This is a genomic window from Flavobacterium sp. K5-23 (assembly GCF_023278045.1).
Taxonomy (GTDB): domain Bacteria; phylum Bacteroidota; class Bacteroidia; order Flavobacteriales; family Flavobacteriaceae; genus Flavobacterium.
The window spans coordinates 1627635-1647396 of the sequence record NZ_CP056783.1 but is presented as its reverse complement, the minus strand read 5'-3'; the positions used below and the strand labels follow the sequence as shown (position 1 = coordinate 1647396).

Below are 19762 nucleotides of genomic sequence, written 5' to 3'. Positions count from 1 at the left end.
ATATACACGTTGTGCAAAACCATTGAGCTAAACGAAAGTAAGTAACTTAAAAAAAAAGATTATGAAAATTTCAATATTAATCTCTGCATTGATTTTTATTTTGTTTGGTTGTTCAAATGATGAAACTAATTACATTACAGTAATAAGGTAGAGTTGAAAGAGAAATGAATGGTGAAGGAATTTCCAACCAACAAGTTTTATTACAAATAAATCAAGTTCACGGCACTGGTTATTGGTCATACACTACAAGAATTGATTCAAAAGAAGTTACAACAGATTCAAATGGAAATTTTAGTACATCAATGAAAAATGAATCCAATACTTTTGTATCTGTTTTTAAATCGCAAGACGATAATTATACTGCTTTTGAATTGAGTAATTTTAATACAAATAAAGATATTGTTCTTAAAGTGAATAAATTTTTAAAATTTAAAATTTATGTAAACAACACCAATCCTTTTGATGCTAATGATTACATTTATATTGATTTTTTCTCTGGAAACAAACAGAGTTTTAGAACAAAAATTGAAAATTTCGGGATACAGAACAAGCATTATCCAGCAGAAAATCTTCCTGGAGGCGGAACTACTGGAGCGTTTGAAGAATCTTCTTGGAGAGGTATAAATGTAAATTCAATTGTATATTACAATGTTCCTGAAAATGCGGATAATTATAAAATTTACTGGTTAAAATTAAAAAATACAATCGAATCAAGTGGTGTTACACCTGAAATACAATTTCAAGAAGATCAAGTAAATGAATATAATTTTAATTATTGATTTGAATAACCCTGCTTTTCGAAGTGTTCCTTAATAAAATTAACCTCATTAAAAACCGGAATTGCTGTGTGATTCTGATAGCTATCGGAACCTGGCTTCGCAAAACACGTTGAGCATACATAACTATTCGTTAATAAAAGTCATAGGGAGGAACGACCTGTTCGCCGGGGCGAAAGCTATCACACTAAAACAGATCGACAAAGAAAATAAAAAAAGGGTGGAGTATTGGAACGGAAATACTGGATGAGATTGCTTCGTTCCTCGCAATGACCCGTTCTGCTCGAAGTGTTCCTAGATAAAATAAATCCCTCCCGCTATTCGCTGCAATCCACGCGAAAAAAGCGTGGGATTTCCACTGCAAACGAAGTTCACTGAACTCCTATTAAAAATTGATGCAAAGTGAAGTAATCGGGGCTGATTAGAAAATACAGTTTTTCATAATAATGATTAGCTTGTGTATTTTAATAAAACTTATAATTAATAAATTAATCATAAGTTTTATAGGAAATAAATTAATATATTTGAAATCAAATAAAGCGAAACAAAACTTCGTGTATACATCCTGAAAAGGGTAAATTGGCGAAGTTTTATTTCGCCTATATACAAGTTAGCGGTTATTGCAGGACGGATTAAAAACTATCGAACTTGACTAAATGAAAATAACCCAAACTATATTTTTTACACTTATCCTCTTCAGCCAGTCAATAGGTCAAGACATAGCAGAAGTCTAAAGAATACTTGTTTTCAATATTAAACTCTTGCTTTATGACAAAATCACAGAAAAAACATAATGCCAAGATTCTAGGGAAAGGAGAAAAGACAATGCTATTCGTTCACGGTTATGGTTGTGACCAAAACATGTGGCGATTTATTACCCCTGCATTTGAAACTTCTTACAAAATTGTACTTATTGATTTGGTGGGTTCAGGCCAATCTGATCTTAATGCCTATGATTTTGACAAATACAATACCCTCCAAGCACACGCAGACGATCTTCTTGATCTTATTGAGGAACTATGCTTAAAAGATGTCGTGTTGGTCGGACATTCTGTAAGTGCCATAATTGGTGCACTAGCCTCCATACAAAATCCTGCTGTATTTGATTGCATCATCATGATAGGCCCCTCTCCCCGGTATATTAGCGACCATTCTTATAATGGGGGTTTTTCGAAGGAAAGTATAGATGAATTATTGGAAGCCCTCGATTCTAATTACCTTGGATGGTCGAGTGCCATTACCCCTGTGATTATGGGAAATACTGAACGGCCAGCATTAACACAAGAATTAAAAAATAGTTTTTGCCGCAATAACCCCGAAATTGCTAAACATTTCGCCCGCGTAACTTTTTTAGGAGATAATCGAGCGGATTTAGAAAAGGTAACAGTACCTACCCTGATACTTCAGTGTTCGTCAGATATGATAGCCCCTCTTCATGTGGGTACCTATGTACAACAACACATTAAAGACAGTCAATTAACCCAACTGAAAGCAAAAGGACATTGTCCACACTTGAGCGAACCGGAAGAAACCATTCAGAGCATGAAGAAATTCTTAAGTGCTAGGTAACAAATAATGTATGGAATTAGATTTCAAAACCTTATATCATCATGCACCTTGTGGCTATTTACACACCATGGAGGATGGCACCCTAATAGATGTGAATGATACTTTCTTGGCATTCACTGGTTATTCTCGCGAAGAAATCATTGAAACTAAAAGATTCGAAGACTTTCTTTCCATAGGAGGTAAAATTTACTACGAAACGCATTTTGCTCCCTTACTGCATATGTATGGAGAGGTCAGTCAAATTAGTTTTGATTTTATTAGAAAGGATGAAACTCGCTTTCCAGTGCTTATCAATGCAATTAAGCAAAGTACCAATGAGAAGCAGCACAATTATATTCAATTTAGTGTGCTAGACATCACACAACGTAAGCAGTACGAGATAGAATTAATGAATGCTAAAAGAAAATCTGAGGAATTGTTGACGCAACTCTCAAAAGTAAATAAAGAGCTAACAAGCAATATTCAAGTAATTGCAGAACAAAGTCGTCAACTAGAAAAACTAAATACTACAAAGGATAAATTTTTTAGTATTGTAGCTCATGACTTAAAAAGCCCTCTTATTTCTTTGAAGTCGTTCTCAATTTTGTTAATTGACCATTTTGACAATCTTAACAAGGACGAGATTTTGACTATGAGCAAGCAACTTAGCGACTCAGTTGACAGTACAATTAAAATGGCCGACAATCTAATCACTTGGGCGATGGTACAAATGGGGGACTCCCAATTCAATGAAGAGACAATAAAAGTTAAAGACATTACCTCAAACATATTTGACGTTTATCAAAAGGTAGCATTAGAAAAAGGAATAAATATAAGTTTCTCGGTTGACGACTCTCTTACCATAATTGGTGACAAAAATCAAATAGAATTCGTAATTAGAAATCTTGTGAACAATGCTATTAAGTTCACTCATAAAAACGGTTTTGTAAGTTTGACGGCTAAATCATTACCAGACGGACTAGTTAAAATATCCGTTTCAGACAGCGGAGTAGGGATTTCTGATGAAATTAAAAGAAAATTATTCTCTATTAGTAAAATACAAAGCAACAATGGGACAGATGGAGAAAAGGGTACTGGGTTGGGTCTTATGTTGAGTTACGAGTTCATGAAACAAAACGGAGGACAGATTGACATCGAAAGCAGTTTGGGCAAAGGGTCTACATTTCATACTAAGTTTAAAAGTGGACATTAAATAAATGACTGTAGAGAATGCAACAACCGCTAATCGAGTAGACGGCTCCGCTAGAAACTAACGGAGTGCGCCTCTCACACCACCGTACGTACGGGTCACGTATACGGCGGTTCGCAAAGTGATGGGTTGAGTTCAATGTGTGTTTCCAACATAGACCGATAGCCTTTCTTCTTAAGCCGTAGTAGGGTAATTGTAGAAGTTAGAATCGGACTTTGAGCAATACGCCAGCCTCCTTTTCTTGTCCTGCTCCAAGCATAGGCGTGGTCTTTATCAACTCCTAGTCGCATCAGGTTTTTCCTTTTGCGTTCGGGTTTCTTCCAATCCGTCCAAATGCAATAGCGCAGACGATTGCGCAACCAACCATCAATATCTCGTAGCTTTCCTTGAATACTCGTTCCCCGAAAATAGTTTAACCATCCTCGTTGAATTTCATTGATTTTTCGGATACGTTCCTCGAAACTTCTAGGTGCAGTTTTGCGGGTCGCTTCCTTTAAACTTTGCTTGAGTTTTGCCCAAGCTTTCTTTCCTACCGTTAATTGATACCTGCCTTTTACGCCTTTTTGATAGGTCGATGCAAACGAAAAGCCCAATATCGTGAACTGAATCGGTTTTCTAATCCCACTCTTTTCTTGATTAATAGTCAGTTTTAGCTTGTCTCTCAAAAACAGAAAGATAGCATTACCAACCGTTTTGGCTTGGGTTTTCGATTTGGTGTAAATGCTAAAATCATCGGCATAACGAACAAACTTCACTCCTTTTCTTGTCAATTCCTTGTCCAATTCGTGGAGTAGGATATTTGACAAAAGCGGACTAATTGGACTCCTTGCGGAACTCCTTTTCTACGTTTGACTAGTTTTCCTTTGATGAGTATAGGCACTCGCAACCATTTGCGGATTAACCGTAAAGTCGTTGGGCATTTTACCTTTTGGTAAATTAGGTTCAGCAACAAGCAATGATCGACTTCGTCAAAGAAGTTCTTTAGGTCAATATCTACAATATAATTGTAGCCTTCGTGAATGTTTCCCAAGGCTTTGCCTACCGCTTGGCGGGCATTTTTATTGGGTCGAAATCCGAAACTATTCACACTAAAATCCTTTTCGAATCTTGGCATCATCGCTTGTGATACGGCTTGTTGAAGTAGTCTGTCGACTACTGTTGGGATTCCCAAGAGTCGGAACTTTCCGCCTCCTTTGGGAATCTCCACCCCAAGGATGGGTTGCGGTAGATAACGGTCATTCTTAATATCTTCCAGTAATGCAGATTTATGTTCACGGAAATAATCCGTCAGCTGAGTGGTTTTTAAACCATCAACGCCAGCACTACCTTTGTTGACTACTACTTGACGTAGCGCCTTTTGGAGATTGTAAGGATGTGTTACTTGTGCAATCATTCTTAAGTTTTACATTAAATTCTTCCTGTTCCGCTTTTCTAGGGCTATAACTTGCGTCATTCCTTTAGAAATTAAGAACCACTTGCGTTCAGTCCTTCCTTGTTTGTGAGACTTGTGCGGTATCTATTCGCAACTCGTTGCCCCAAGTACTATGACTTCTGCTGACTTCTTTACTTTACCAACTCGTGGTTGCAAAGACCTCCCCTGGTAAGAGCTTTTTCCTTCGTCCAATCCCTGCGACATCTACTGAGATACGATTTTGATAATCTTTGGACGTTGCAATGCTGTGCTTGCTTATCCTCGTATAACAGCCTCTTATGCCGTTTCTGTTCGTCAGTACCGGATTTTGCCGTTTCGCTTCCTTCACTGCATATCTCACGATAAACCAGCTTGCGACGTACTAATGGTTCGGGGTTTCAATCCGCCCATAAGGGACTTACACCCTCTGGAAAAATAACACACTGTAAGATTTGTTTTAGAATTCGTAAATTTGTATTTTCGAATTTTTATTCGAGCTTACAGTGTGGGTCCTGCTCATGCAGGGCACACACACGGGTTTGGCAAAAATGGCGGTTCAGTGCTCCGCAGTCAGTTTTGTGGTTAATCAAAGTTTGGTTCTCCGTATCACCATTTGTGGTGAAAATCGCCACCTTCGCCAAGCCCAAAACCGTTAATACTTTCAAGCTCCACCGAAAGTCATTTCACAAACAAAAACCAGCAATTTACTATTTCAAGGACTACATTTAACAATAAGACATTTTAAAAATTAAAAAACAGTAACGATGAAAAATTTAGTATTGACTCTCATTTTAGCATTAACATTCACAGTTTCTAATGCAACCGAAAAAGAGATAGTTGCAGAAGTGGTTTTTGAAAACTTAACAGGTAAAACACTAAATTCTGGCGAGTTCTATGTAACTGAAACTAACGAAAGAATCGAAATTAAGAATACACAAAGTTTCAAAGTAACATTGCCTGAGAAAGGGAAATACCAATTTGAATTTTCTACAAAAGACTTTATTGCTTATACTTTTTATCCTGCAAGAATTACTGCCAAAAATAATACTATAACAATTCGATTAGTAGAAAAAAAGGATTTGCCTTTTAATAAAGTAACGCGTTCTTTCCCGATAAATTTTGATACAAATCTAACCGATCAAGATATTGAAAAGCGAATTTCAAAAGGCGCCCTAAACTTCATAATTCACGGAATTGATAATTCAATACCAAAAGAGTTTGCGCAATTCAAAGAAAAATATGGAATTGGGCTAATCAAAGAGAATTGTGTAATCGATCCTTTATCATTTAAAAGAGCGAGGGAAAACAACCAAATGATTTCTGATTATTTAAATAGTAAATATGGAGAGGATTGGCTGAAAGAATTGCCAATGAAACCATTTGGTATTAAATAAAGTACAGTTTGTATATTGTGAAGTCTAACTAATTCACAAAACACGCTGAGCAAACATTACTTTACCTCAATAAAAGTCATAGCGAGAAACGACCTGTTCGCCGGGGCGAAAGCTATCGCACTAAAACAAATCGACAAAGAAAATAAAAAAAGGGTGGAGTATTGGAACGGAAATACTGAATGAGATTGCTTCGTTCCTCGCAATGACCCGTTCGGCTCGAAGTGTTCTTTAGAAATAATAAATTGTTATTTTTCACGACACATTCTACAATAAAAAGCAAACCCTGAAAGTGATTCTTTCAGGGTTTGCTTTTTATATTATTTTTTTGTGGCTCGTTCTAATCTATCATTTATAGACTTCCCTAATCCAACGTCAGGCATTTTTTGGGCTATTATGACATCTAACTCCATTTTGTCTAATAGATGCAATGACTCGTATAAATTTTTGGCTGCTTCCACTAGATCTCCTTTTTCTGAAAGCAGGATTCTTGCAGTCGTTTTGTCAATTTCGGTATCGTCTTTCAATAACAATACACCAATTTTTTTATCTGGAAAGGATGCAATTAGCTCCTTAACATTATCTGTTAGATACGTACTCGTTTTAGGAGCATAGTGTTTTGATAACATTCCAGGTGCATCTGGCGCGGTATCGTTCTTGGTGATAAAAAAAACTTCCCCCACTACTGCTTCAATATCTTCTACTGAAATAGAACCATATCTATAAATAATCGTTTTTCCGTCTTGAAAACCAACAATGGTAGATTCAATTCCTCTTTGACAAACACCGCCGTCAAGAACCATTTTTAAGTCTTCTTTAAAATAATCAGCAACGTGTTGCGCTTTGGTTGGGCTTATGCAACCAAAAGGGTTCGCGCTTGGAGCTGCTAATGGAAAATCCAAAGATTTTAATAAAGCCAAGGCAACAGGATGATCCGGCATTCTTACCCCTACAGTATCTTTTCCTGCAGTAACTAAATCCGGAATCACATCTTTCTTTTTCAACACCATTGTCAATGGTCCTGGCCAAAATTTACTGGCAAGTTTACGTGCATTTTCAGGCACATCAACTGTAATTTCATCTAAATAATCTATTGATTTTATATGCACAATCAAGGGATTAAAAAAGGGACGTTTCTTTATTTCGAAAATGCTTTTAATCGCTTTTTCACTAAAAACATTCCCGGCTAATCCATAAACTGTTTCTGTAGGTATAGCTACAATCTCGTCTTGTTTCAACAAGTCGGCCGCACAACTAACATCTGCACTAACTTTTATCATTTATAAATAATTATAATATTAATCGCTTTATTAAAGCACGCAAATTTACTTATAAAAATAATCATTTAGCAACTATACAATGCATTGAAAAAAATTACACTGAATTCTTAATGAAAATGCAAGCCAAAATTAGAAAGCTATTGATTCAATATACTGTTTTCTTCCTTTTTATCCTTGTTCAATAAATTAGGATTTTCTTTAGCCAGTTTATTTTTTGTTGGTAATTTATAATTCACACTAAATCCAAATTTTCTGGTGTCGTTTTTATTACTAATCAACAATGGTGTACCGAATGAGTTGAATTCGTTTCTATTCGAATTAAAAACATCATCAGCATAAACTGAAAGCGTTAATTGCTCTTTCAACATTTTCTTTGAAAAAGTAACGTCAAAAGAATGTCTAAAAGGTTTTGTTGCTATGAAATAAAAATAATTACCCTTAGGGATTGTATAATTATAATTGGCCACGAATTTCACTTTTTTAGGCAAAACGATTTGCGACATCAAGTTAAACATCCAAAAACCATTGGTATCCACATTAGGTATTTGATGAAATTGATACCCTGCATATACATACAAGAAATTCATTGTGTCTGGATTGACATCCATTTTCATAGTTTCTTTCAGCCCTTTTGTTAATAGCATATAAGGTATTGGCATTCCCACATTGAAATTATGAATTTTTATTTCGGGTACATTTTCATTACTGTTGATGACCCTGTCATTATCCAAAGTAACTCTATTGATCACTTGATTTTTCGCCGAACTCATATTATAACCTATAAAAGCATAATCATAAGCGCTTAATTTCACTTCGTAATTATCAAAAATAGTAGGTTGTAAGTTGGGATTCCCTGAATAATTGACATTCGGGTTTTGGTAATTCGTGTTATTCGGGTTTAATGCTGACGTACTAGGAAGGGTTATTTTCTTATTGTAATTTACATTAAAATACATCGATTTATTAAAATTATACTGCGCGCTTGCGTTAGGAAAAAAACGAAATTGCTTGAAAGAATTCAACTCTGCAGTATCCGTATTTCCAGTTATATTATAATCCTCAGCTCTTCCTCCTAATATGAAATTCATCTTATTGAATCGTGACTGTAATTCTAAATAACTCGCTGCCGTACGGCGTTTATAATCTAGATTTTTTACGCCCTTGCTTTCTGTTTCGAATAAAAGCTCCTCGTACAAACTACCAACACTTATCTTTCCTTCATCAGAAAATTTAATGGGTTGCGAATAATCAAATTTTATATTGTACAAATTCTGATCCGATGAATTATCTAAATCAGATACCGGATTCCCAACAGGATTTAATTCAAAATCACTTGTGTTAGAATTTAAATTGAATTTAAACTCTAGTTTTCGTGCATTGTCTTTGAACTTTTTCTGGTAGGTAGCCACAACATCCTGTCTTAAACCATCAGTATGAGAAGCATCATTAGTGCTAAACCCAACTCCGTTACCTCTTGTGTGACTGTCATTATTATTATAATTAACATCATAATTCAACAACAATCTATCTTTACCAATATCAAAAGTCACCGCCGATTTTACAAAATTGTTTCTCCCTACTCTATCGGCATCAGTTGCTGAAAGCAATGAATTAGTATTGTTTTCCATTTTTTCTAAACGGGTCCAAACAGCACTTTCTCTATAATTTTGGCCAAAATTCAACTGCCATCCAAAGTATTTGTTTTTGGCACTTAATAAAATACTATTGTTAACTCTCCATCTTACATCTTTATAACTGGTAAAACTAGTACTGTTAGTATAAGTGGCACTTAGATAATTTTTAGCGTTTTTATTGGTAATAATATTTAATATGGCTCCACCTGAAGTCGCAGGAAACTCAGCTCCTGGCTGTGTAATAATTTCGATTTTTTCGATTGCGTTTGCCGGCATTCCTTCCAGAAAAGCATTCAATTCATTAGAAGAAATATTCAACGGTCTACCATCCATAAACACATCCAATTGTTTTCCCTGATACATCATCCCAGCAATGTCTGAAGCAATTAATCCCGGTAATTTTTTTATTCCCTCTAATACGGAACCTGTATTCAAACTCGCTTGTCCGGCAAAATCAAATATGGTTCTATCCGCTTTTTGCTCGATTGCTTTTTTGGTTGTAATAATGGCAACTTCATTTAATTCCGTTGTCGTTTTTGGCTTTTCTTGAGCCGAAATGGTAAAAACCCCTCCTAATAGGACCAAGGTAATCAGTAAAATCTTTTTCATGTCTTTTATTTCAGATTCACAATTAGTACTCGTTGTAAGCTTATTGTTACACTCTAATAAAAATAAATTAAACATCAGTCTCAATAGGAACCCAACATTCTTTAGGAGAAGATCAATCTTAATTTCACTAGAATTGGGATAAAAAACCAATCCTTAGAAGGTTTATTTTAAAAAGAAAATAGTCATTGATTGTAATTCCCAACTAAAGCCTATCTTTGCCCGCTTTTTAAAATTGAAAAAATGTTTGGAAATAGAGTGTTAAAGGGAGTGTTTTTAGTAGGATTAGGAGCTACAAGCTATGGTATGCTTGCCACTTTCGTGAAAATGGCATACGATGAAAATTACACCACGGCAGAAGTTACAACGTCACAATTTATTATAGGAATCATTGGAATACTTATCATCAATTTATTTCAAAAAACAAAAAAAGGAAACGAAGTCATAAAAGCCTCAAAAAGAAACATTTTCCATCTTATGCTTGCTGGAACTTCCCTAGGAATGACCAGTGTTTTTTATTATTTAGCCGTAAAATACATTCCTGTTTCAATAGGAATCGTCCTTTTAATGCAAACGGTGTGGATGGGCGTTTTACTCGAAATGATACTAGAGAAAAGAATCCCTTCGACCCAAAAAATTATATCCGTAGGTATTGTGTTAGTGGGAACTATTTTAGCCACTAATTTAATTAATAATGACGTACAACTGGACTGGCACGGAATCATGTGGGGAATGCTGGCCGCAGCCTCTTTCACAACCACGATGTTTACCGCTAATAGTGTTGCAACTGGGATATCTTCTGCTCAACGCAGTTTATACATGCTTTTAGGTGGTGCAGTTATTGTTTTCTCCTTTTCTATAGCGACTCAGGTTACCCCTTTTAATTTTGACATTTTCCTGAAATGGGGAATCGTTTTAGCCCTTTTTGGGACTATCATCCCGCCTATGCTTATGAACGCCGGTTTTCCCCTTACAGGAATTGGCTTGGGAAGTATTGTTTCGGCGCTTGAATTGCCTGTATCTGTAATGATGGCTTTTGTCCTTTTAAATGAAAGCGTAAATGCGACACAGTGGTTCGGAATCTTTTTGATTATAATGGCTATTGTAATTATGAATGTGAATTTTAAAAATCGAAATAAACAATCGGCCGTTTCTAATTAATTGTTGGATTACTAACCATTATTATACATATATTAGTCACTTAATTTAATTCATTATGAGTTTACCTTGGCACCTTTACTTAATGGCTTTGATTTATATGGTAGCAGGATTTAATCATTTCCGAAACCCTAGAATTTACCTAAAAATAATTCCTCCTTATTTTCCTAATCCTAAATTATTAAACACAATAAGTGGACTAGCTGAAGTAATACTGGGAATTACACTTATGATTCCTATGTTCTCCCCTTTTGCGGCTTGGGGAATTATAGCATTGTTAATTTCTGTTTTCCCTTCACATATATACATGTACCAAAACCAAAAAGCGGGGATGGGATTGCCAAAATACGTTTTGCTTTTACGTATGCCTTTTCAGTTAGTTTTAATCTATTGGGCCTATATTTACACCTAGACAGATAGTTATAACTTTTTATTTCTTGTTTGCCAATTTGTTTTTGAATCGAATTTAATCAAAATTCCCTACGCAGATAAAAATAAAGTTGGGATTATAAATCTTTTTATCAAATAAATAGTTAGAGCAAAAAAGACTATTTTTGGATCAAACCAGAACAAAATGAATGAAATTATTACTTATTTTTCTACAATACCGTCTTCTCATAGGAGTTTAATTCTAATATGTGGTATCACTATCTTTTGGCTAATTGAAAATGCTTACCCACTTTTTAATTTCAATTATAAAAAATGGCATCATGCAGGAATTAATGTATTCCTAACCTTAACCACAGTTATCATTAATTTTTTATTGGCATTCATCCTAATAAAATCGGCCAATTGGACTATTGTAAATAATTTTGGAATACTACAATGGCTTCCACCGATGCCTATGTGGCTTTATGCTTTAACCGGTTTATTGTTATTGGATTTAATTGGAGCTTATCTTGTTCATTATATCGAACACAGAACCAAGTTTTTATGGAGATTTCATCTAATTCATCACACAGATACTTGGATAGACACCACCACGGCGAATAGACATCATCCTGGTGAAAGCGTTATTCGTTTTGCTTTTACAACAATGGGCGTTTTAATTGTAGGAAGTCCTATGTGGATGGTTTTCTTATATCAAACACTTTCATTAATTGCGACCCAATTTAATCACGCTAACATTTCATTGCCTAAAAAATGGGATACTGTCTTGAGTTATTTTATTGTGTCTCCGGACATGCATAAAGTACATCATCATTATAAATTACCGTATACTGATAGTAATTATGGTAATATTTTCTCGGTTTGGGATCGCCTTTTTGGCACATTTATGACTTTACCCAAAGAAGATATCGTTTATGGAGTAGATACACATATGAAGACTGAAGAACACAATCAATTGAAAAATCTATTGAAAATACCGTTTCAAAAACAACAATCGAACGAAAACTACTGATAATCAGAAAAAATATCAATTTATGTTGAGTAGTTTATATTTTTTCATTAATATTGGTATATATTTTAGAATCAATTATTTTAATCATTAAAAACTATTTGAATTAATTTTCACCTGATGAAAAAGAGTAACCGCAAAGAATTGAACTGGGAACAAACAGAGAAACTTGTTACATTGGCCTTAGAGGAAAAAAATCCTTTTGAAATCATTAAAAAAGAATTTGGTTTATCCGAGAAAGAGGTTCTTGAAATCATGAAAAAGAAGATGCCGGCAGAAAAATTTGAAATGTGGAAAAAGAAAGCTACTGCAAATAAACCAAAACCAAAACCTGTTAAAATTGATGATTTTGACGAAGATTTGGACGGTAAATATTACATAAAAAATAAATTGGATTAATCCATTAAAACACTCTGATTCAGAGTGTTTTTTTTATGGTTTAAAACCAATATGGACTGTAACATTAATCTAATTTGAAAGACTAATAAAAAAGTAAAATTACACAATAAATGAAAAAAATATTTTATGCATTTGCATTTGCATCTGTTCTTTGGAGTTGTAAAACCGTTGGTACCACAACCCCTACCCTTAAAAAAGAGCAAATCCAGGTTGCAATCAATCTGAATGAAATAAACAATGACAAGGTAATGGTTACTGTAACCGCGCCTTCAATTTTGACTGATGAAATTACGTATTACATTCCAAAGACGGTTCCTGGAACATATTCGGAAGATAATTATGGTAGATACATTGAGGATTTAAAAGCGTATGATTCAAAAGGTAACGTATTGAATGTAAAAAAGAATGATGTGAATTCTTGGTCTATTTCAAACGCAAAAATGCTAGACAAAATCACTTATTTGGTTAACGACTCTTTTGATACCGAAACGGGTAAGAATTTTGGAGAGGATGAAATCTTTTCTCCCGCAGGCTCAAATATTGATTCTGGAAAAAACATAATGCTTAACACACATTGTTTTGTGGGTTATTTTACCAATCAAATGTCAATTCCGTATCATATTACTATTTCACATCCAGCCGAGCTGTGGGGAGCAACTTCTATGGTTGACCTTGACGCTAGCGACACAAACGATAGTTTTATCAGTTCTCGTTACGCTGAACTGGTAGAAAACCCTATTATGTATTCTAAACCCGACTATACCACTTTTACAGTGGACGGAATGGAGATCTTAATCGCTGTTTATTCTCCTACAGGAAAATTCACCGCCGAAAGCATTACTCCTGAGATGAAAACTATGATGATAGCACAAAAGAATTTTTTAGGAAAAATAAATACAACTAAAAAATACAGTATTTTGTTGTACTTATCAACTATGAAAGAGGATGACGCTAAGGGATTTGGTGCATTAGAACATCCTACCGTAACAACAGTTGTATTACCTGAAATGATGCCAAAAGATGAATTAGTGAAATCAATGATGGATGTGGTTTCACACGAATTTTTTCACATTGTAACTCCATTGACCATTCACTCTAAAGAAATTCACGATTTCGACTACAACGACCCAAAAATGTCAGCCCATTTATGGATGTACGAAGGAGTGACGGAATACTTTGCTAATCTTTTCCAAATTAATCAGGGACTTATTACCGAAGAAGAATTTTACACTCGCCTTTCAGGACAGATAGAACAGGCAAATGCGATGAATGACACGATGCCTTTTACAACTATGAGTGCTAATGTACTAGAACAACCTTATAAAGACCAATATATAAATGTATATCAAAAAGGGTCATTAATTGGAATGTGCTTGGATATTATAATCAGGGAAAAAAGTAATGGTGAAAGAGGAATACTGGATTTAATGCAAAAACTATCTAGTGAATATGGCGTTTCAAAAGCTTTTAATGACAACGAACTTTTTGCTAAGATCACATCTTTAACCTATCCGGAAGTGGGAGAATTTTTAACTACTTATGTTTCTGGAAGCACACCAATTCCTTATGACACTTATTTTGCAAAAGTTGGAGTGACTAAAACCACTGAAAAAGTAGCGGAAAATGTATTCCTTAAGGGAAACACCCCTTATATAGATGTGAACCAAGAGACCAAGGAAATAATTGTGATTCCTAATATTGAATTAAATACTTTTTACACTTCTCTTAAGTTAAAAGGAGATGATATAATAATGGCCATAAATGATAAAGCTTATACACTGGATAATATCTATGATATGATAAGCGAAAGTCAAAACTGGAAAGAAAACGATGTTATTAGTTTAAAAATTAAACGAAATGGGGTTGTACAAACTATTAAAGGAAAAGTAAAACTTACTTATGAAGAAAAAGAAGGTCTAAAAGCAACTGATCTTTCCAAAAGAGCATTAAAAGAGTCTTGGCTTAAATCATAATAAAGCTAATCCCAGCTTAGAAATAGGTTGGGATATTTTTTTTAAAAATTAGCAGAAGCATACCCGTAACTTACCAACATTTTTCTTTATTTTGCACCAAAAATTAAACCAATGAAAAAAACTATTATTGCATTCGTTACACTTATACTTTTAATTTCTTGTAACAAGGGTGACTCAAAAGCTAACTTACATATTAAAGGAAATATAAAAGGATTAAAGAAGGGAACTTTATATATCCAAAGAGTTGTTGACTCTAAACTTGTAGCATTAGACACTATCAATATCGATGGGGATTCAGCTTTTGAAAGTGATATCGAATTAAAATCACCTGAAATGCTTTATTTATTCTTGGACAGAGGCGTAAGCAATTCATTAGACAATAATTTATCTTTTTTTGCTGAACCTGGTAACATTACCGTTGACACAAGCTTAGACAAGTTCTTGTCGAATGCTAAAATTACAGGGTCAAAAAATCATGAACTTTATGAAGAATACAAAAAAATAAACACTCGATTTAGAGATGAAGAACTTGACTTAATAGAACTTAAGTTTAATTCTATAAAAAACAATAATGCTAAAACAACTGATAGCATAAGTGCTAAACAAGATGCAAACACAAAAAGAAAATATTTATTCGCAACTAATTTCGCAATAAATCATAAAGACTACGAAGTAGCACCTTATATTACTTTGTCTGATATTTACGATATCAACATTAAATATTTAGACACCATACAAAAATCGATGACTCCTAAGGTTGCAAAATCGCTATACGGGAAGAAATTAACTGAGTATGTAGCTAAAATCAAAACTCAAAAATAAAAGGACTAAAATCCTTTTTTACCATAAAATCTAAAAGCCGTCTCGTAATATACACGAGACGGCTTTTTTTGATTAAAACTATAAAACGAAGCAATACCTTCATATTAAAGAATACTTCTTTAGATCTCGTTAAAACCACTTGAAAAACAGCGTTTATTTTTAAACAGGCCAACTGAAATTAAAGACTGATTGATACACCTCCAAAAGGTATTAACTTCCTCACTAAAATAACGATTAAATTCATTTTTATAGGATCCAAAAAAAAACCACCTAACAAAAGTTAGATGGTTTTACAAAGAGCCGGCGGAGGGACTCGAACCCACGACCTGCTGATTACAAATCAGCTGCTCTAGCCAACTGAGCTACGCTGGCGACTCATTTCGAGTGCAAATATACAGCTGTATTTTATATTTTCAAACAATAAAAACAATTAAATTTCATTATTTTTCAAAGTGTTTAAAAACCAATACTATATGAAAAATGATGGTAAATAAAAAAACCATCTAACAAAAGTTAGATGGTTTTACGAAGAGCCGGCGGAGGGACTCGAACCCACGACCTGCTGATTACAAATCAGCTGCTCTAGCCAACTGAGCTACGCTGGCGACTCATTTCGAGTGCAAATATACAGCTGAATTCGAATAATCCAAAACAAAACTGCAATTTTTTATAGTTTTTTTTAACTACAATTCGTTGATTTTAGCAATCAATTGATTAGCAGTTTGTTCCAATTCAACATTGATTTGTTTGAAGTGAGCTTTTTTGTTTTCAACATTCTTAGCGTTCACTTTTGTGATCAAAACGTCAAAAGCAGCAATAGCTTCGTCAATTAAACCGTTAGTTTCCTCAGTTGGCTTTCCTGTAGTAGAAATTTCAAATAAGTAAACTGCTTCAATAATATCTCCTAATACGTAGTTGATGTCTTTCTTTAAATTTTTAATGTTTGCCATTTTCTATTTTTTTATTTTAAAACTTTAATTTGCGTGTGCAAAAGTACACATTATCTTTCTATTACCGACTATGAAATATATATTTCTAAAATTGAAGCATTTCCATTAAGAATATAAGCATTCATTGCAGCCGGAATCAATACCGTATCCCCTTTCAAATATTTATATATTGCTTTTTCAAAAGTAATTTCAAATTCGCCTTCAACACACATATACACTGTAAATGTATCTCCTGATTTAGAAACAACCACTTCCCCGTCTAAAGGAATAAAATTAGTGGTAAAATAAGGACAATCAACAATGACATTAGATTCATTGAGATTCCTTTCATATTTTTTATTAGACTCTATTTTAGAGTAGTTTATAGCTTCTAGTGCTAAATCAACATGTAGCTCCCTTGAATTACCTTGAGCGTCTACTCTATCAAAATCATATAATCGATACGTCACATCCGAAGTTTGTTGAATTTCTGCTATAAGATTACCCGATCCTATAGCATGTACCGTTCCGGTTTCTAAAAAAAACACATCGCCAGCTTCCACTTTAATCTCTTCTAATATTGACAATAAAGAATTATTATTCAAGTTTTCAACGTATTCCTTAGCATTTGAAGGCTCTTTAAAACCTACAATTATACTTGCCTCAGGGTCAGCTTGCATAACGTACCACATCTCTGTTTTTCCAAATGAATTATGACGCTGCTTAGCTAATTCATCATTAGGATGCACCTGTATAGATAAATCCTCACGAGCGTCCAAATATTTAAAAAGCAATGGGAATTGTTTGCCAAATCTTTCATACACCTTAGATCCTAACAATTCATTTGGTGCTGAATCAATAAGCCATAACAATGATTTACCTATTAAATCTCCATTTGCCACAACACTTATATCGCCCTCTACTGCTGAAAGCTCCCATGACTCACCAGTAATTGATGAAGAAATTGGTTTATTTAATACGGCTTTTAATTTTTCACCACCCCAAATTCTTTCTTTTAGAATGGGTTCAAATTGTAAAGGATAAATTTTCATATTTATGAATATGTTTAAAAAAATACACTTGATTTTAAAAGCAAATCAAGTTGTTATTATTTATTAGTTTTCAAATTTTTAACGACCTCTAAAGCAGCTTCAATGTGCTTTGTTGCTTTTTTACTATCGAAAACCATCTGTATTATACCGCCTTTATCCACTACATAGGTAACTCTTCCAGGAATCAATCCAAAATAAGATGGAGGAACCCCAAAGAGTGTTCGGATCTTTTTATCAAAATCCGAAAGTAAAATAAAAGGCAGTTTATATTGGTTGGAAAATTTTTGATGTGAAGCTACACTATCACTACTAATACCGATAACCTCAGCACCCTGATCAGTGAAATCCTCATATTGACCCCTGAAACTACAAGCTTGAGCAGTACAACCTGGCGTATTGTCTTTTGGATAAAAATAAATCACTAATGGCTTAATCCCAACAACATCATGACTATCAAAATCATTCCCATAGGAATCCTTTGCTTTAAAATTGAGGATTTTATCTCCTATTTGCAATGCCATTACTCTCCTCTATAGGTTACAAAATTCCTAGGTGTTTCATAAAGAACCACTTCTAAATCAAATTCTGATTTTATTCTTTTTCTAATTTTATTCCAGATAACCACTACAATATTCTCGGCAGTAGGATTAAGATTTTCAAATTCAGGAACATCCAAATTGAGGTTTTTATGATCAAATTGACACTCCACTTCCTCCCTGATAATATCAGCCAAAAATTTCACATCCATTACATAACCCGTCTCTTGGTCAATTTTACCAGTGACACTAACTGTTAGATCATAATTGTGTCCATGGAAATTAGGGTTATTACACTTACCAAAAACCGCATCGTTTTGCTCAAAAGTCCAGTCTTTTCGATACAAACGGTGAGCTGCGTTAAAATGGGCTTTTCTACTTATAGTTACTTTCATTGTGCTATTACGATTTTAGATTTCATCTTATAGATTTCGAAACAAAGAAACCTACAAACTATTTTCTTATATTTTGTGATCTTCTAAAAAATGATAAAATTCATCAAAAATTATTTTGAACCAAACGGTGTAAATTTCTGGATGTTGTAGCATATCCATTTTCACGTCATCAATACCCATCCATTTCCAACTTTCAACCTCCTCTTTATTAATTTCCGGTTCTCCATTATAATACCCTATCATTACATGGTCGAGTTCGTGCTCTGTCAAACCGTTATCGAAAGGTGCTTTGTATATAAAATGAAACAACTCCTTTAACTCAGTAGTAAAGCCCATTTCTTCAAACAATCTTCTAGTTCCCGCTTGAATGTTAGACTCCCCTTCCCGTTGATGACTACAACATGTATTAGTCCATAACAATGGGGAATGATACTTTTGATGCGCTCGCTGCTGCAACATTATTTCATTATTACTGTTAATAACAAATACCGAAAAGGCACGATGTAAAACGGCTTTTTCGTGTGCTTCCAGCTTTGGCATAAGCCCAATTTGCTCATCATTATGATTAACTAATATTACGTTTTCTTCTGTCATATTCATTTTTAGACTTACAAAAATACAAAAAAGAAAAATAGTGGTAACAGCTTTCTCCTTCTGTTTCAAAATATCCAATTTAATATCCGCAAAAATCAATAAAAAACACGCTGCCTTTTTTTAAAACTATGTTTTGTACTTTTGGGACACTAATAATTCAACATAATGGACGAAATACACATTCGAAAAGCAAAATTAGAAGACTTATCAGTTCTCCTTGAATTTGAACAAGGAATCATAAACGCTGAACGCCCTTTTGATCCAACATTAAAAGAAGGCACAATCCATTACTACGATATTCAACAAATGATTGAGGCATCACATATCGAAGTTTTAGTTGCTGTAATCAATTCGGAAATAATAGGCTCCGGTTACGCGAGAATAGAAAGTGCAAAACCATATTTAATACACGAAACTTATGCCTATCTAGGCTTTATGTTTACCGCTTCTCATCATAGGGGAAAAGGAGTCAATGCTAAAATCATTGAAACCTTAAAAAATTGGTGTGTTTCACATAATGTAACCGAACTACGTTTGGACGTATATAATGACAATCCCTCAGCGATAAAGGCATATGAAAAAGTCGGATTCAAAAAACACCTAATTAATATGAGAATGGGTTTATAAAAAAAACCCATAAGAAGCTTAT

Annotated in this window: 18 protein-coding genes, 2 tRNA genes and 1 pseudogene; 11 read left to right on the top strand and 10 right to left on the bottom strand. The window is 34.2% G+C overall.

The features are described 5' to 3' along the window. Positions 1-164: 164 nt before the first annotated feature. From FLAK523_RS07300 to FLAK523_RS07290, 3 genes are all read left to right on the top strand, one after another. Entirely contained in the window at positions 165-779 is a 615-nt protein-coding gene (locus FLAK523_RS07300) for a hypothetical protein (RefSeq protein ID WP_248907905.1), read from the top strand. Between the two features lie 765 nt (positions 780-1544). Continuing rightward, on the top strand, positions 1545-2345 hold the full coding sequence (locus FLAK523_RS07295; RefSeq protein WP_248907903.1) for an alpha/beta fold hydrolase: 801 nt from the start codon (positions 1545-1547) through the stop codon (positions 2343-2345). Between the two features lie 67 nt (positions 2346-2412). Then, positions 2413-3537: a HAMP domain-containing sensor histidine kinase gene (locus FLAK523_RS07290; RefSeq protein WP_248907902.1), complete on the top strand. Its 1125-nt coding sequence runs from the start codon at positions 2413-2415 to the stop codon at positions 3535-3537. A gap of 95 nt (positions 3538-3632) precedes the next feature. Here the strand turns inward: FLAK523_RS07290 and ltrA are convergent. After that, a pseudogene (gene ltrA / locus FLAK523_RS07285) lies at positions 3633-4927 on the bottom strand (group II intron reverse transcriptase/maturase). A 782-nt stretch (positions 4928-5709) separates the two neighbouring features. Here ltrA and FLAK523_RS07280 point away from each other — a divergent pair. Continuing rightward, positions 5710-6339: a hypothetical protein gene (locus FLAK523_RS07280; RefSeq protein WP_248907901.1), complete on the top strand. Its 630-nt coding sequence runs from the start codon at positions 5710-5712 to the stop codon at positions 6337-6339. 317 nt (positions 6340-6656) lie between these two features. Here the strand turns inward: FLAK523_RS07280 and FLAK523_RS07275 are convergent, their stop codons facing one another. Beyond that, positions 6657-7616, bottom strand: a complete 960-nt coding sequence (locus FLAK523_RS07275) for an L-threonylcarbamoyladenylate synthase (protein ID WP_248907900.1) — start codon at positions 7614-7616, stop codon at positions 6657-6659. 137 nt (positions 7617-7753) lie between these two features. Beyond that, a complete protein-coding gene (locus tag FLAK523_RS07270; RefSeq protein WP_248907899.1) occupies positions 7754-9859 on the bottom strand; it encodes a TonB-dependent receptor in 2106 nt (701 codons plus the stop codon). A 240-nt stretch (positions 9860-10099) separates the two neighbouring features. Between FLAK523_RS07270 and FLAK523_RS07265 the strand changes: the two genes are divergently transcribed. From FLAK523_RS07265 to FLAK523_RS07240, 6 genes are all read left to right on the top strand, one after another. Beyond that, entirely contained in the window at positions 10100-11017 is a 918-nt protein-coding gene (locus FLAK523_RS07265) for a DMT family transporter (RefSeq protein ID WP_248907898.1), read from the top strand. A 55-nt stretch (positions 11018-11072) separates the two neighbouring features. Next, positions 11073-11426, top strand: coding sequence for a DoxX family protein (locus FLAK523_RS07260; RefSeq protein ID WP_248907897.1), 354 nt, complete (start codon positions 11073-11075; stop codon positions 11424-11426). A 162-nt stretch (positions 11427-11588) separates the two neighbouring features. Beyond that, positions 11589-12416 carry a sterol desaturase family protein gene (locus FLAK523_RS07255; RefSeq protein WP_248907896.1) on the top strand — a complete coding sequence of 276 codons (828 nt, stop codon included), beginning with the start codon at positions 11589-11591 and terminating at the stop codon, positions 12414-12416. Between the two features lie 117 nt (positions 12417-12533). Continuing rightward, positions 12534-12812: a DUF2805 domain-containing protein gene (locus FLAK523_RS07250; protein WP_248907894.1), complete on the top strand. Its 279-nt coding sequence runs from the start codon at positions 12534-12536 to the stop codon at positions 12810-12812. A 110-nt stretch (positions 12813-12922) separates the two neighbouring features. Then, positions 12923-14785, top strand: coding sequence for a peptidase M61 (locus FLAK523_RS07245; RefSeq protein ID WP_248907892.1), 1863 nt, complete (start codon positions 12923-12925; stop codon positions 14783-14785). A 111-nt stretch (positions 14786-14896) separates the two neighbouring features. After that, positions 14897-15607 carry a DUF4369 domain-containing protein gene (locus tag FLAK523_RS07240; RefSeq protein WP_248907890.1) on the top strand — a complete coding sequence of 237 codons (711 nt, stop codon included), beginning with the start codon at positions 14897-14899 and terminating at the stop codon, positions 15605-15607. Positions 15608-15905: 298 nt separating this feature from the next. Here the strand turns inward: FLAK523_RS07240 and FLAK523_RS07235 are convergent. The 7 genes from FLAK523_RS07235 to idi form a co-directional block, all read right to left on the bottom strand. After that, positions 15906-15979, bottom strand: a tRNA-Thr gene (locus FLAK523_RS07235). Between the two features lie 159 nt (positions 15980-16138). Beyond that, positions 16139-16212: transfer RNA gene (locus FLAK523_RS07230), tRNA-Thr, on the bottom strand. 78 nt (positions 16213-16290) lie between these two features. Beyond that, a complete protein-coding gene (locus FLAK523_RS07225; RefSeq protein WP_248907888.1) occupies positions 16291-16557 on the bottom strand; it encodes a hypothetical protein in 267 nt (88 codons plus the stop codon). 68 nt (positions 16558-16625) lie between these two features. Continuing rightward, positions 16626-17594, bottom strand: a complete 969-nt coding sequence (locus FLAK523_RS07220) for a type I phosphomannose isomerase catalytic subunit (protein ID WP_248908069.1) — start codon at positions 17592-17594, stop codon at positions 16626-16628. A 50-nt stretch (positions 17595-17644) separates the two neighbouring features. Beyond that, positions 17645-18109: a peroxiredoxin gene (locus FLAK523_RS07215; protein ID WP_248907886.1), complete on the bottom strand. Its 465-nt coding sequence runs from the start codon at positions 18107-18109 to the stop codon at positions 17645-17647. Beyond that, the gene (locus FLAK523_RS07210; protein WP_248907883.1) at positions 18109-18519 is read right to left on the bottom strand and encodes a 6-carboxytetrahydropterin synthase; all 411 of its coding nucleotides are present in this window, start codon (positions 18517-18519) and stop codon (positions 18109-18111) included. Before FLAK523_RS07210 ends, FLAK523_RS07215 begins: the two co-directional genes overlap by 1 nt. A 66-nt stretch (positions 18520-18585) precedes the next feature. Continuing rightward, positions 18586-19113 (bottom strand): isopentenyl-diphosphate Delta-isomerase, encoded by a 528-nt coding sequence (gene idi / locus FLAK523_RS07205; RefSeq protein ID WP_248908067.1) that lies wholly within the window; start codon positions 19111-19113, stop codon positions 18586-18588. 165 nt (positions 19114-19278) lie between these two features. Here idi and FLAK523_RS07200 point away from each other — a divergent pair, with 165 nt between their 5' ends. Next, complete coding sequence (locus FLAK523_RS07200) at positions 19279-19740, top strand: GNAT family N-acetyltransferase (RefSeq protein ID WP_248907881.1); 462 nt, start codon at positions 19279-19281, stop codon at positions 19738-19740. The last annotated feature ends 22 nt before the right edge of the window (positions 19741-19762 follow it).